This is a genomic window from Bradyrhizobium sp. CCBAU 45389, assembly GCF_028128625.1.
In the GTDB taxonomy this organism is placed as follows: Bacteria; Pseudomonadota; Alphaproteobacteria; order Rhizobiales; family Xanthobacteraceae; genus Bradyrhizobium; species Bradyrhizobium liaoningense_B.
Window position 1 is genome coordinate 38,401 of record NZ_LBIY01000081.1, and the last position, 13,281, is coordinate 51,681.

The 13,281-nt window shown below is 65.5% G+C and carries 11 protein-coding genes; 4 read left to right on the forward strand and 7 right to left on the reverse strand.

The genetic code is table 11. The annotated features are described in order from the left end of the window. Window positions 1-29: 29 nt before the first annotated feature. The 3 genes from XH79_RS12625 (at window position 30) to XH79_RS12635 (ending at window position 2,436) form a co-directional block, all read left to right on the forward strand. Entirely contained in the window at window positions 30-1,247 is a 1,218-nt protein-coding gene (locus XH79_RS12625) for a divergent polysaccharide deacetylase family protein (protein ID WP_271581879.1), read from the forward strand. A 73-nt stretch (window positions 1,248-1,320) separates the two neighbouring features. After that, on the forward strand, window positions 1,321-1,827 hold the full coding sequence (locus tag XH79_RS12630) for an RNA pyrophosphohydrolase (RefSeq protein WP_271581880.1): 507 nt from the start codon (window positions 1,321-1,323) through the stop codon (window positions 1,825-1,827). 108 nt (window positions 1,828-1,935) lie between these two features. Continuing rightward, window positions 1,936-2,436, forward strand: a complete 501-nt coding sequence (locus tag XH79_RS12635; RefSeq protein ID WP_271581881.1) for an RNA pyrophosphohydrolase — start codon at window positions 1,936-1,938, stop codon at window positions 2,434-2,436. Window positions 2,437-2,696: 260 nt separating this feature from the next. Here XH79_RS12635 and XH79_RS12640 read toward each other — a convergent pair whose 3' ends face one another. The 6 genes from XH79_RS12640 to XH79_RS12665 form a co-directional block, all read right to left on the reverse strand. Further along, a complete protein-coding gene (locus XH79_RS12640) occupies window positions 2,697-4,376 on the reverse strand; it encodes an adenylate/guanylate cyclase domain-containing protein (RefSeq protein WP_271581882.1) in 1,680 nt (559 codons plus the stop codon). Window positions 4,377-4,526: 150 nt separating this feature from the next. Further along, on the reverse strand, window positions 4,527-4,934 hold the full coding sequence (locus XH79_RS12645) for a F0F1 ATP synthase subunit epsilon (RefSeq protein ID WP_212346495.1): 408 nt from the start codon (window positions 4,932-4,934) through the stop codon (window positions 4,527-4,529). Between the two features lie 87 nt (window positions 4,935-5,021). After that, a complete protein-coding gene (atpD, locus tag XH79_RS12650; RefSeq protein ID WP_018643884.1) occupies window positions 5,022-6,455 on the reverse strand; it encodes a F0F1 ATP synthase subunit beta in 1,434 nt (477 codons plus the stop codon). Window positions 6,456-6,538: 83 nt separating this feature from the next. Then, a complete protein-coding gene (locus XH79_RS12655; RefSeq protein ID WP_271581883.1) occupies window positions 6,539-7,411 on the reverse strand; it encodes a F0F1 ATP synthase subunit gamma in 873 nt (290 codons plus the stop codon). Window positions 7,412-7,555: 144 nt separating this feature from the next. Continuing rightward, on the reverse strand, window positions 7,556-9,085 hold the full coding sequence (atpA, locus tag XH79_RS12660) for a F0F1 ATP synthase subunit alpha (RefSeq protein WP_271581884.1): 1,530 nt from the start codon (window positions 9,083-9,085) through the stop codon (window positions 7,556-7,558). Next, window positions 9,085-9,645, reverse strand: a complete 561-nt coding sequence (locus tag XH79_RS12665; protein WP_271581885.1) for a F0F1 ATP synthase subunit delta — start codon at window positions 9,643-9,645, stop codon at window positions 9,085-9,087. Before XH79_RS12665 ends, atpA begins: the two co-directional genes overlap by 1 nt. 648 nt (window positions 9,646-10,293) lie before the next feature. On the opposite strand from XH79_RS12665, the gene XH79_RS12670 reads away from it, so the two are divergent. Beyond that, window positions 10,294-10,791, forward strand: coding sequence for a septal ring lytic transglycosylase RlpA family protein (locus XH79_RS12670; protein ID WP_271581886.1), 498 nt, complete (start codon window positions 10,294-10,296; stop codon window positions 10,789-10,791). 265 nt (window positions 10,792-11,056) lie between these two features. On the opposite strand, the gene XH79_RS12675 is transcribed toward XH79_RS12670, so the two are convergent. Continuing rightward, window positions 11,057-13,267, reverse strand: coding sequence for a primosomal protein N' (locus tag XH79_RS12675; protein ID WP_271581887.1), 2,211 nt, complete (start codon window positions 13,265-13,267; stop codon window positions 11,057-11,059). Window positions 13,268-13,281 lie beyond the last annotated feature (14 nt).

Consider the following 13,281-nt stretch of genomic DNA (forward strand, 5'->3'; position numbering starts at 1 on the left):
TCGTCGGGATCAGTGATTCGGGATCGGGCATGACTGAAACGGCCGATGATCTGAGCGCCCCGCTCGGACAGGACAAGCCGCGCCGCAAGCGCCGGCTGCGGCTGCCGTTCACCGCCATGCAGCTGCTGGCCGTGCTGCTCGGGCTGTTCCTGGTTACCTTTGCCGGCTTCGCCATCTTCAACAAGGACCCGCTCGGCGGCGAGCCGATGACGCGGATCGCGATCCGCGAGCCCAAAGTCACGGACGAGAAGCCGGCAGCCTCCGGCCAAGGCTCGGAGAGCAAGCCAGAGGGCAAGCACGAGACGGCGCCGAAGCAGGCCGCCCCCGGTGAGCAGAAGACCGTCACCATGATCGACGGCTCGACCGGTGCGCGGCGCGACGTGGTGATCGGCGCCGGCGATGCCGCCGACAAGGGCGAGGCGGCGTCCGCCTCGCCGCCGGTGATGGCCGGGATCGATCCAAAGCTGCTGGAGAAGTCGCGCTACGGCATGATCCCCGTGGTCGCCGGCGACCTGAAGCCGTTTAACGTCTATGCGGCGGATGCCGACCGCGCCAAGGCCGCCAAGATGCCGGTGGTCGCCATCGTGATCGGCGGCCTCGGCGTCGGCGCCGCCAAGACCACCGACGCGATCATGAAGCTGCCGCCGGCGGTGACGCTGGCCTTCACGCCCTATGGCGCCGATCCCGGCAAGCTCGCCGAGCGGGCGCGGGCCCAGCGCCACGAGATCTTCCTGCAGATCCCGATGGAGCCCTACGATTTCCCGGACAACGATCCGGGGCCGCAGACACTGCTGACCTCGCTCAGCCCCGACCAGAACATGGATCGCCTGTACTGGCACCTGAGCCGGATGCAGGGCTATGCCGGCCTCGCCAATTTCATGGGCGCCCGCTTCATCGCGACCGAGCCGGCGATGCAGCCGATCATCCGCGAGGCGGCCAAGCGCGGCCTCGGCTTCTTCGACGACGGCTCCTCACCCCGCAGCATCGCGCCGCAGGCCGCGGCGAGCGCGTCGATGCCGTTCGGCAAGGGCGACATCGCGATCGACGTGGTGCCGACCCCGACCGAGATCGACCGCGCCCTGAGCAAGCTCGAATCGACGGCCCGCGAGCGCGGCGTCGCCGTCGGGACCGCCTCGGCCCTGCCGGTCTCCATCGAGCGCGTCAGTGCCTGGACCAGGACATTGGGCGACCGAGGTATCCTTTTGGTGCCATTGACAACCGCGATGCTGAAATCAAAATCCAGCTAAATCAACGGATTGGTACGGCACGGGTCGCGCGGGACCGGCATGCCCACCAAGTGCAGGCAAGAGGTCTGGCGGAATGGCGCGTTACGAGGATCTGCCCTACCGGACCTGCGTCGGTGTGATGCTGATCAATGCGAAGGGATTGGTGTTCATCGGCCGCCGCGCCGGTGGCATCGAGCATGTCGACGACGCCCATGTCTGGCAGATGCCGCAGGGCGGCGTCGATCCCGGCGAGGACACCTGGGACGCCGCCAAGCGCGAGCTCTATGAGGAGACCAGCGTGCGCTCGGTCGAGCGGCTCGGCGAGGTCCCGGACTGGCTGATCTACGACATCCCGCGCACGGTCGCAGGCCGCGCCTGGAAGGGCCGCTATCGCGGCCAGCGCCAGAAATGGTTCGCGGTGCGCTTCACCGGCAAGGACAGCGAGATCAACGTCGAGAAGCCCGGCGGCGGCGGCCACAAGGCCGAATTCGTGAGCTGGCGCTGGGAGCCGATGAAGAATCTTCCCCAGCTGATCATTCCCTTCAAGCGCCCGGTCTATGAGCGCGTGGTGAAGGAATTTTCCGCGCTGGCGGACGAATAAATGGTTTGCCGTCGTTCCGGGGCGATGCGAACAGCATCGAACCCGGAACCTCGAGATTCCGGGTTCGCGCTTCGCGCGCCCCGGAATGACGACGAGAGATATTTGCAAGTGACCAACGATAAACCCTACCGCCCCAACGTCGGCATCGCCCTGTTCAACGCCGACGGCCGCGTGCTGATCGGCCACCGCTTCAAGGGCGACGGGCCCGAGATCATCCTGCCGGGGCTCGACTGGCAGATGCCGCAAGGCGGCGTCGACGAGGGCGAGAATCTGCGCGATGCGGCGATGCGCGAGCTGTGGGAGGAGACCAGCGTCGTCAGCGCCGAATTCCTCGGCGAGACCGACTGGTTCACCTACGAGTTTCCGCCTTACGACGGACCGCAGACGCATCGCCTCGCAAAGTTTCGCGGCCAGCGCCAGAAATGGTTCGCCCTGCGCTTCACCGGCAAGGATGACGAGATCGATCCGCTGACGCCGCGCAACGGCCAGCCCGCCGAGTTCGACGCTTGGCGCTGGGAGCGCCTCGACCGCGTCGCCGATCTCGTGGTGCCCTTCCGCCGCGAGGTTTATCAGGCTGTGGCAAAGCAGTTCGCGACGTTCGGAAACTAAAACTGCGAAAACAACCCCATGCACAGTAGAACGGGGTTGAAATCACGAGCGAATTTTCGCGCGAAGTTTCCGAGTGAGGGAGGCAAGACGCCACCACTCGCTCCGCTGCGCTCCCTCCCCCCTTGCGGGGGAGGGTAGGGGAGAGGGGTGGCTCCGGGCGAGATCTGAGTTCGTGGCTACCCCTCTCCCTAGCCCTCCCCCGCAAGGGGGGAGGGAACGCACCTATGTCGGAGCGCTAGTGGGGCACAATCAGAGCCAGACTAATTGATCGGTCCCACCGTGAACGGGCCGATCGCGATGACGTGGCAATCGCGGTCGCGTTTGGCGCAGTCGGCGAGCGCGGTGTTGACGGCGGTCTGCTCGTCGGCGGCCTTGAGGCCGAGGCCGGGGCGGCCCGAGGTGCCGACGGCGACGGCGTTCCAGCCCATGGCATCACCGAGCTTGCGCACGACCTCGTCGCGGGCATCGGCCACGATCGAGGGATTGCTCGCGGCGTGGAAGAAGCCGGTGATTCTCAGCAGCGTCGGAATCGGCACGACGAAGTTGTCGTCGATCGCGACGATCATGCAGGCAACGCCGGCGATCGCACCGCACGATTCCAGCGAGCGCCGCGCCGCGTCCTCGGCGGATGATGCGCCCAGCACCATGAAATATTGTCCGCCCGGTCCGAGCGCGACCGAGCGGGATTTCGCCGCCGGCACGAACATGTTCTCGAGCCGGACTTTTTGCGGATCGCGCACGATCGGAAAGTCCTTCGAGGCGAACGCCCGCTCGGTCATGGCGTCATGCCGGAAGTAAGGCGCCGGCGGCATCGGCGGCTTGCCGTGCGCGTAGACGACATTGTTGCCGACCGCATAGAGCTCGCAGCGCCGCGGCGATTGCGCGGCATCGGCGCGCTTCTGGCACTGCTCAAGCGCGCCGTTGCGGGCGGCTTCCTCGCTCGGCTGGTTCAACACCGAGCCGGTGAAGCCGCCGACATTGAGCGCGAAGGCCTTGTAGTCACCGGAAGCGGCATAGTCGCCGGCCAGATAGTTGCGGACGCGCTCGTTGATGAAGGGCACGCCGTCGGCCGCGAGCTTGCCTGTCATCGGCGCGGCGGAGGGTGACGGCGAAGGCATCGGCGCCATCGCAGCGCCGGCATTGGACGGAGGCATCGGAGCCATCGGCGCCTTTGCCATTTGGGTCGGCATCGGAGTCGGCGACGCAGCCATCGCAGTCGGGGTTGCGCTCGGCACGGCAACCGGTGCCGCGGCCGGCTGGGCTGCGACGCTCGCAGTCTGCTTGAGCTTGGTGTTGTAGAGGAAGCCGGTGACGACGATGCCGACGATCGAGACGACGGCAACGACCAGCGGCCACATCCACACCGGTGCGGCGGCCACCTTCGAAGCCGCCTTCTTCACCTGCGGCTTGGAATAGCTGCCGTCCTCGCGCCGCATCGCCACCATGTAGGCATGGACCGGCGTCGGGATGTTCTTGACCTCCTGCGCGCCGATATCGGCGAACTGAACCGACAGCTTGTTGGCGACCTGTTCGTGCACGGCGCGGGAGACGCAGATGCCGCCGACCTCGGCGAGGCCTTCAAGCCGCGCCGCGATGTTGACGCCGTCCCCCAGCAGATCGCCGTTGCGCTCGACCACGTCGCCGATGGTGATGCCGATGCGGAACGACATCTGCCGGCTCGGCGGGTACGCCATGTTGCGGGTCCGCAGGGATTCCTGGATGTCGATCGCACAGCGCACCGCATCGACCGCGCTCGGGAATTCCGCGAGCACGGCATCGCCCGCCGTGTTGAAGATTCGGCCGTTCGCCTTTGCGATGAAATCGTCGATGACTTCGCGGTAAGAGGCCAGGCGCCGCAGCGTCTCCTCTTCGTCTTCCGCGACCAGCCTCGAATACCCGGCAATATCGGCTGCGAAAATCGCCGCGATCTTGCGTTTCATCTGTGACCCGCCCCGGAACAAATTCGCGGGCGCAGAATGCCGCTATCTCTGGCGCGGTGCAACAAAGTTTCAGCGCCCGCCACGGTCGTGACGAGCGCTGAACTTATTCAGGAATTTTGAGCCTGAGCCCCGGAGCGGCTGCGCCGGGGCTTAGTGCATAGCCGTCGTGTTGAGCTCGTGCTGGATGCTCTTGTAATGATCGAGCCGCGCGATCGCGAGATCGAGCTCGCCGCCTTCCTTCTCGGAAAGCTTTTCCTGCATTTCCGCGATCTGGTCGGCGAACTGCGCCCGATCAAGCTCTTCGATCGACGTGGCGACGTCGGCCAGCACGGTCAGGCGATCGTCGGACACTTCCGCGAGCCCACCGAGCACGATGACCTTCTGCTTCTGGCCGCCGGCGATGATCGTCAGGATACCCGGCCGCACCGCAGCCACGAGGGGAGCATGTCCGGCGAGCACGCCGAAGTCGCCCTCCCAACCGGGGACGTCGACCTGGTCGACCTCGCCCGAGAAGGCGAGCTTTTCCGGAGAGACGAGATCGAAGTGGAAGGTGGCCATAAGAAACCTGCGAATGGTGAGTGGCGAATGGCGAGTGGTTGAAACAGGGAACAGCTATTCGCCACTCCCTATTCGCTATTCGCCAGCTTAGGCGGCTTCCGCCGCCAGCTTCTTGCCCTTCTCGACGGCTTCTTCGATGGTGCCGACCATGTAGAAGGCGGCTTCCGGCAGGTGGTCGTACTTGCCTTCCACCAGGCCCTTGAAGCCCTTGATGGTGTCGGCGAGGTCGACGAACTTGCCGGGCGAGCCCGTGAAGATTTCGGCGACGTGGAACGGCTGCGACATGAAGCGCTCGACCTTGCGGGCGCGGGCCACGGTCAGCTTGTCCTCTTCCGAAAGCTCGTCCATGCCGAGAATGGCGATGATGTCCTGGAGCGCCTTGTAGCGCTGCAGCACCTGCTGGACCTGACGGGCGACCGCGTAGTGCTCCTCGCCGACGACCAGCGGGGAGAGCATGCGCGAGGTCGAGTCGAGCGGGTCCACCGCCGGGTAGATGCCCTTTTCAGCGATCGAGCGCGACAGCGTGGTGGTCGCGTCAAGATGCGCGAACGAGGTCGCGGGCGCCGGGTCGGTCAAGTCGTCGGCCGGAACGTAGATGGCCTGCACCGAGGTGATCGAACCCTTCTGCGTGGTGGTGATGCGCTCCTGCAGCGCGCCCATGTCGGTGGCGAGCGTCGGCTGATAACCCACCGCCGAAGGAATACGGCCGAGCAGAGCCGACACTTCCGAGCCGGCCTGGGTGAAGCGGAAGATGTTGTCGACGAAGAACAGCACGTCCTGGCCCTTGTCGCGGAAGTCTTCCGCGATGGTCAGGCCGGTGAGCGCGACGCGGGCGCGGGCGCCGGGCGGCTCGTTCATCTGGCCGAACACCAGCGCGCACTTCGACTTCACGCTCGGATCCGGATTGTGCGGATCGGCGTTGACCTTGGACTCGATGAACTCGTGATAGAGGTCGTTGCCCTCGCGGGTACGCTCGCCGACGCCGGCGAACACGGAGTAACCGCCGTGCGCCTTCGCGACGTTGTTGATCAGCTCCTGGATCAGCACGGTCTTGCCGACGCCGGCGCCGCCGAACAGGCCGATCTTGCCGCCCTTCGCGTAGGGAGCAAGGAGGTCGACGACCTTGATGCCGGTGACGAGAATTTCAGCTTCCGTGGACTGGTCGGTGTAGGTCGGCGCTTCCTGGTGGATGGCGCGCAGGCCTTCCGACTTGACGGGACCGGCTTCGTCGATCGGCTCGCCGATGACGTTGATGATGCGGCCGAGCGTGCCCTCGCCGACGGGAACGCGGATCGGCGAACCGGTGTCGGTCACTTCCTGGCCGCGGACCAGACCCTCGGTGGTGTCCATCGCGATCGTGCGCACGGTGGATTCGCCGAGATGCTGGGCGACCTCGAGCACCAGGCGGTTGCCGCCGTTCTTGGTCTCGAGCGAGTTGAGAATGGCCGGGAGGTGGCCTTCGAACTGCACGTCGACGACGGCGCCGATGACCTGGGTGACGCGACCGACCTGGGCTGCCATTGAATGTCTCCTTCGATCCGAACTTCTAGACCACAGTCAATTTGACCGGGATGTTGCGTGTGATGAGTGCCAATCCGTCTTGGTCAGACGGCCTCGGCACCCGAGATGATTTCGATCAGTTCCTTGGTGATCTGCGCCTGACGCGTGCGGTTGTAGACCAGCGTCTGCTTGCGGATCATCTCACCGGCGTTGCGCGTCGCGTTGTCCATCGCGCTCATCTGCGCGCCGTAGAACGAGGCGTTGTTCTCGAGCAGCGCGCGGAAGATCTGGACCGCGAGGTTACGCGGCAACAGGCGGGTGAGGATCTCGTCCTCTTCCGGCTCGTATTCGTAAGAGGTCGTGCTGGCGGCAGCGCCCTCCTCGACGACCAGCGGAATAATCTGCTGGGCGGTCGGGATCTGCGCGATCACCGAGCGGAAGCGCGAATAGAACAGCGTGCAGACGTCGAACTCGCTGGCCTCGAAACGCGCCAGAACCTTCTTGGCGATGTCCTCGGCGTTGACGAAGCCGAGCTGGCGGACGCTGCGCAGGTCGAGATGCTCGACGATCTGCTTGTCGAACTGGCGGCGGAGCTGCTCGTAGCCCTTGCGGCCGACGCAGAAAAATTTCACTTCCTTGCCCTGGTTCATCAGGGCGAGCGCGCGCTCGCGGGCAAGACGCACGATCGAGGAGTTGAAGGCGCCGGACAGGCCGCGCTCGCCGGTGCAGACCAGCAGCAGGTGAACCTGATCGCGGCCGGTGCCGGCCAGCAGCGCCGGCGCACCGGGCGAGCCCGCCGCGGCGCCGGCGATGTTGGAGATCACCGCGCTCATCTTGTCGGCATAGGGACGCGCAGCTTCCGCCGCGGTCTGCGCGCGGCGCAGCTTCGAGGCCGCGACCATCTGCATGGCCTTGGTGATCTTTTGCGTCGCCTTGGTGGAGGCGATGCGGACGCGCATGTCTTTAAGTGACGCCATTCTTCGTTCACCCCGGCGGTTCGACTGAAGCGTCGGACCGCTAGCCTGTCCCTACTGCAATGCCCGGCCGGGCGCCGGGCATGCGTCTTATTGGTTTGCCTCTCGCGAAGCGGTCATGGCCGGACAGATCCGGCCATGCCTGAATTACGCGAAGCTCTTCGCAAAGCCTTCGACCACCGACTTCAGCTTGCCAGCGGTGTCGTCGGCGAGGTCGCGGCTGTCGCGGATCGTATTGAGGATGTCGACGTGCTTGCCGCGCAGCAGCGAGAGCAGGCCGTCCTCGAACGCGCGCACCTTGTTGACCGGAAGCGGGTCGAGATAGCCGTTGGTGCCGGCCCAGATCACGCAGACCTGCTCTTCCATCTTCAGCGGCGAGAATTGCGGCTGCTTCAGGAGCTCGGTGAGGCGCGAGCCGCGGTTGAGCAGGCGCTGGGTCGAGGCGTCGAGGTCGGAGCCGAACTGCGCGAACGCCGCCATTTCGCGGTACTGCGCGAGCTCGCCCTTGATCTTGCCGGCGACCTTCTTGGTGGCCTTGGTCTGCGCCGAGGAGCCGACGCGCGACACCGACAGACCGACGTTCACCGCGGGACGGATGCCCTGGAAGAACAGGTCGGTTTCCAGGAAGATCTGGCCGTCGGTGATCGAGATGACGTTGGTCGGAATGTAGGCCGAGACGTCGTTGGCCTGGGTTTCGATGACCGGCAGCGCGGTCAGCGAGCCCGAGCCATGGTCCTTGCTGAGCTTCGCCGCGCGCTCGAGCAGGCGGGAGTGCAGATAGAACACGTCGCCCGGATAGGCTTCGCGGCCCGGCGGACGGCGCAACAGCAGCGACATCTGGCGGTAGGCGACGGCCTGCTTGGACAGATCGTCATAGATGATGACGGCGTGCATGCCGTTATCGCGGAAGAATTCGCCCATGGTGCAGGCAGTAAAGGGGGCGATGTACTGCATCGGCGCCGGATCGGAGGCGGTGGCGGCGACGACGATCGAATATTCGAGCGCGCCCTGCTCTTCCAGAACCTTCACGAACTGCGCGACGGTCGAACGCTTCTGGCCGACCGCGACGTAGACGCAGTACAGCTTGATGTTCTCGTCGGGCTGCGCGTTGAGCGGCTTCTGGTTCAGGATGGTGTCGAGCGCGATCGCGGTCTTGCCGGTCTGACGGTCGCCGATGATCAGCTCGCGCTGGCCGCGGCCGATCGGGATCAGGGCGTCGATCGCCTTGAGGCCGGTCGCCATCGGCTCGCTCACCGACTTGCGCGGAATGATGCCGGGCGCCTTGACGTCGACGCGCATGCGCTTGTCGGCCTGGATCGGGCCCTTGCCGTCGATGGGATTGCCGAGCGCGTCGACGACGCGGCCGAGCAGACCCTTGCCGACCGGCGCGTCCACGATGGCGCGGGTGCGCTTGACGGTCTGGCCTTCCTTGATCTCACGGTCGGCACCGAAAATAACGACACCGACGTTGTCGGTTTCGAGGTTCAGCGCCATGCCGCGGGTGCCGTTCTCGAACTCGACCATTTCACCGGCCTGGACGTTGTCCAGACCGTAGACGCGGGCGATACCGTCGCCGACGGACAGCACCTGTCCGACTTCGGAGACTTCAGCTTCCTGGCCGAAATTCTTGATCTGGTCCTTGAGGATCGCGGAAATTTCCGCGGCGCGGATGTCCATCAGCCTGCCTCTTTCATCGCGTGCTTGATCGAATTGAGTTTGGTGCGAAGCGAACCATCCACCATGCGGCTGCCCAGCTTGACGACGAGGCCACCGATGATCGAGGGATCGACTTTCACGTTCAGCGCGACGTCCTTGCCGGTCACCGACTTCAGGGCAACCTTGAGGGCGTCGAGATTCTTGTCAGAGAGCGCTTCCGCCACGGTCACGTCGGCCGTCGTCTCGCCCTTGAACTTGGCGACGAGGACGCGATAGGCGCGGATGACGTCGGCCACCGCGAACAGGCGGCGGTTGGCGGTCAGCACTTTGAGGAAATTGGCGGAGATCCCGGCAATGCCGGCCTTGTCCAGCACGGCCGAGAGGGCCTTGGACTGGGCATCGGCCGCGAACACCGGGCTGCGGACGAGGCGCTTGAGATCGGCGCTCTCGGTCAGCAAGGCCTCGAATTTGTCGAGATCGGCTTTGACCTCGTCGACCAATTTCTGGTCGCGGGCCAGTTCAAACAAGGCCGTTGCATAACGGCCGGACACACCTGAAACGGACGTATCTTCTGCAGCCACAGACGCGCTCTTTTTGCTGTCAAACTCGCAAGGGAAAAACCGTCGCCGCGAAGCAGCGCCTAGCGATCCAAGCCCTTGGAATTCAAGCGGGACTTTGATTTCCGGCCGACACGGGAAGTGCCGGGTCCGTTAAAATCGCGGCTTTGCTAACATAGCAGGCGCGCACGTGCAACATGACGCCAAATTAAAGGCACGGGGTTCTGTCGCCAGTTCGTCGCACTCCACGAGAACTCGCGATGCGAGAGGCGACGGCCTGCCACGCCACGGAATTGCCCTGAGCCTGACGGCGGCAATCCGCGCTTTGGTTCCTGCCGCCAGCGCATACCCGCCATGAACACGGATCGCTGAGGCGTGATTCCCGCCTCCTCCGTTCCACTCGCCGAATACTTACCCAATTCTAAATGCCGGGGGCGATGACTTCGCTTTACAGTATTCGCAAGTAATACTGAGCTTAATAAATCGTTAAAGCCGAAGACTACGAAACATCGGTCGAATATCGTGCGGCGGTAACAAGATATTTCATGACGACCCCGAGCGGATTTACTGCCCAATTCACGCCTCATTGCGAATCGAAACGCCAAATCGCTCACAAACTGATGGGGGCTCCACTAGCCACATATGTGGCAATACTAGCTTAGGGACCAAGAAATGCTGTCTTTGAAGACGCTGGGCACCGTGACCCGGCCGCGAACGGCGATCGCTTTCGTCGCCGCCACTCTGATCGTCGGGGGAACCGCCACCGAGGCGTCCGCCAAGTCCAGGCATCACCGGCATCATCACCGCCACCACGCCCAGGCCGATACCAACGCGACCCCCGATTGGCGCAACGCCAACGCGGCGATGACGCCGTCCTCGGGCACGGGCCGCAGCTTCTCCGGCATGGCGTCCTATTACGGCAACGAGTCCGGCAGCCGGACCGCGTCGGGCCAGCGCTTCAACCAGAACGCCATGACCGCAGCGCACCGTTCGCTGCCGTTCGGCACCAAGCTGCGCGTCACCCATGGCGGCCAGAGCGTCATCGTCACCATCAATGACCGCGGCCCGTTCATTCGCGGCCGTGTCCTCGATCTCTCCACCGGCGCTGCCCGCGCCATCGGCCTCACCGGCGCCGGCGTCGGCCGCGTCACCGCGGAAGTCGTCTCCTAAGGCGTTCGAGGCGCCTCACATTGCTCGCGCACTTTCCATCAGTTTGATGCGCGCATGAAACAAGCCCGCGGTCTTGGGGGACCGCGGGCTTTTTTTGTTTGTTTTTCGTAGCCGGGATGAAGCTGCCGTAGGGTGGGCAAAGCATCCTCCGGCGCTCGCAGAGCGGCGACGGATGCGTGCCCACCAATTTCAATGGTGGGCACGCTTACGCCTTCGTTCTTCGAACGAAGACGCGCGCTTTGCCCACCCTACGAGAGCTTGAGAATTACAAAAAGCTCTGCGGATCGACGTCCACTTCCAGCTTCTGATTGCCGGTCGGCTTCGGACACACCGCGAGCCAGTTGCGCAAATAGTCCGAGAGATCGAAACCGCGCGCCGATTTCACCAGGATGCGGAAGCGGTAGCGGCCCTTGATGACCGCGAGCGGCGCCTCGGCCGGCCCCAGCACCACCACGCGCTCGTCGCGCGGCGCGAGCGCGACGAGACGGCGGCCGAGACCTTCCGCGCTCGGGCGGTCGCCGGCGGAAATGATCAGGCTCGCGAGCCGGCCGAACGGCGGATAGAGCGTCCTCTCGCGCAGGTCGATCTCGCTGTCGTAGAAGGCCTCGCGATCGCAGGCGATCAGCGCCTTCATCACGGGATGATCGGGCTGATGGGTCTGCAGATAGCCGACGCCGCGGCCCTGCTCGCGGCCGGCGCGACCGATCACCTGGTTGAGCAATTGCCAGGTCCGCTCCGCCGCGCGCGGATCGCCGTTGGAGAGACCAAGATCGGCATCGACCACGCCGACCAGATTGAGCCGCGGAAAATTGTGCCCCTTGGCCACCAGCTGCGTGCCGATGATGATGTCGACGCGGCCCTCCGCGATCTCGGCGAGTTCCGAGCGCATCGTCTCGATCGAGGTGATGAGATCGCTCGACAGCACCATGGTGCGCGCTTCCGGGAACAGCGCGGCGGCCTCCTCCTGCAGGCGCTCGACGCCGGGACCGACGGCGACCAGCGATTCCTCGGCCGAACAGTGCGGGCAGAGATGCGGGCGCGGCATCGAGAAGCCGCAATGGTGACAGACCAGGCGCTGGCGGAAGCGGTGATCGACCAGCCAGGCATCGCAGATGGTGCAGGCGAAGCGATGGCCGCAGCCGCGGCACAGCGTCAGCGGCGCATAGCCGCGGCGATTGAGGAACAGCAGCGCCTGCTCGCGCCGCTCGATCGCGGTTCTGATCTCGCTGGCGAGCCGCGGGGAGATGTAGCGGCCGCGCGCGGGCGGCTCGCGGCGCAGGTCGATGGCCTCGATATGCGGCATGTGCTGGCCGCCGAAGCGCGAGGGCAGCGCGATGCGCTGATAGCGGTTCTTGCGCGCATTGACCTCGGATTCGACCGACGGCGTCGCGGAGGCCAGCACGACCGGAATCTTGGCGATATGCGCGCGCACCACCGCCATGTCGCGGGCGTGATAGTGCACGCCCTCGTCCTGCTTGTAGGCCTGGTCGTGCTCTTCATCGACGACGATGAGGCCGAGATTGGCGTAAGGCAAGAACAGCGCCGAGCGCGCGCCGACCACGACCGGCGCGCTGCCTTCGGAGATCGCCGCCCAGTTGCGCGCGCGGGTGCGCGGCGTCAGTTCGGAGTGCCATTCGATCGGCCGCACGCCGAAGCGCTGCGCGAAGCGGTCGAGGAACTGGCCGGTGAGCGCGATTTCCGGCATCAGGATCAGCGACTGTTTTCCGCGGCGGATCGCCTCGGCCACGGCTTCGAAATAGACCTCGGTCTTGCCGGAGCCGGTGACGCCGTCGAGCAGCGCGACATGGAACGTGCCGTTAGCGGCGAGCGCACGCAGCGTATCGGCCGCCGTGCGCTGCAGCGGCGAGAAATCGGGACGGCCGTAATCCGGGTCGGGGGCCGGCGGCGGCGCAGGCGGCGGCATCGGCTCGACCGTGAGCGTGCCTTCGTCGACGAGGCCGTCGATCACGCCGGCCGAGACGCCGGCCTCCCTGGCCGCCTCCGACTTGCCGTGCAGCAGCCGGTCCGACAGCACCTCGATCACCCGTTGCCGCGCCGGCGTCAGCCGCCGCGGCGGATCGCCGGTCAGGCGCACGCCGGGACGCACCCGCTCGGGGCCGAGATTGTCGCCCATCCGCAGGCACATGCGCAGCACCATGCCGCGCGGGCTCAGCGTGTAATTGGCGACCCAGTCGACGACTTGGCGCAATTCGGGCTTCAGCGGTGCGACGTCGAGCTTCTCGCTGACCTCCTTGAGACGGTTATGCAGGCGCGGATCGGGATTGGCGTTCTCGCCCCAGACCACGCCCAGCACCTCGCGCGCGCCGAGCGGCACGCTGAGGAGATCGCCCGCCTTCAGCTCCATGCCGCGCGGCACCTTGTAGGAATAGGTCTGGTCGAGCGCGACCGGCACCAGCACGTCGACCATGGGGGTCGCGTTGGCGGGGGCAGTGTTGCTGCGCGAGCTGTGATCCATGGAAGGGAGAATCG

What these genes read in the sequence shown, in the direction of transcription:
- atpA (WP_271581884.1), bottom strand. Translation starts at nt 9,085, where the DNA reads ATGGACATCCGCGCCGCGGAAATTTCCGCGATCCTCAAGGACCAGATC.
- atpD (WP_018643884.1), bottom strand. Translation starts at nt 6,455, where the DNA reads ATGGCAGCCCAGGTCGGTCGCGTCACCCAGGTCATCGGCGCCGTCGTC.
- XH79_RS12645 (WP_212346495.1), bottom strand. Translation starts at nt 4,934, where the DNA reads ATGGCCACCTTCCACTTCGATCTCGTCTCTCCGGAAAAGCTCGCCTTC.
- XH79_RS12630 (WP_271581880.1), top strand. Translation starts at nt 1,321, where the DNA reads ATGGCGCGTTACGAGGATCTGCCCTACCGGACCTGCGTCGGTGTGATG.
- XH79_RS12655 (WP_271581883.1), bottom strand. Translation starts at nt 7,411, where the DNA reads ATGGCGTCACTTAAAGACATGCGCGTCCGCATCGCCTCCACCAAGGCG.
- XH79_RS12670 (WP_271581886.1), top strand. Translation starts at nt 10,294, where the DNA reads ATGCTGTCTTTGAAGACGCTGGGCACCGTGACCCGGCCGCGAACGGCG.
- XH79_RS12675 (WP_271581887.1), bottom strand. Translation starts at nt 13,267, where the DNA reads ATGGATCACAGCTCGCGCAGCAACACTGCCCCCGCCAACGCGACCCCC.
- XH79_RS12625 (WP_271581879.1), top strand. Translation starts at nt 30, where the DNA reads ATGACTGAAACGGCCGATGATCTGAGCGCCCCGCTCGGACAGGACAAG.
- XH79_RS12640 (WP_271581882.1), bottom strand. Translation starts at nt 4,376, where the DNA reads ATGAAACGCAAGATCGCGGCGATTTTCGCAGCCGATATTGCCGGGTAT.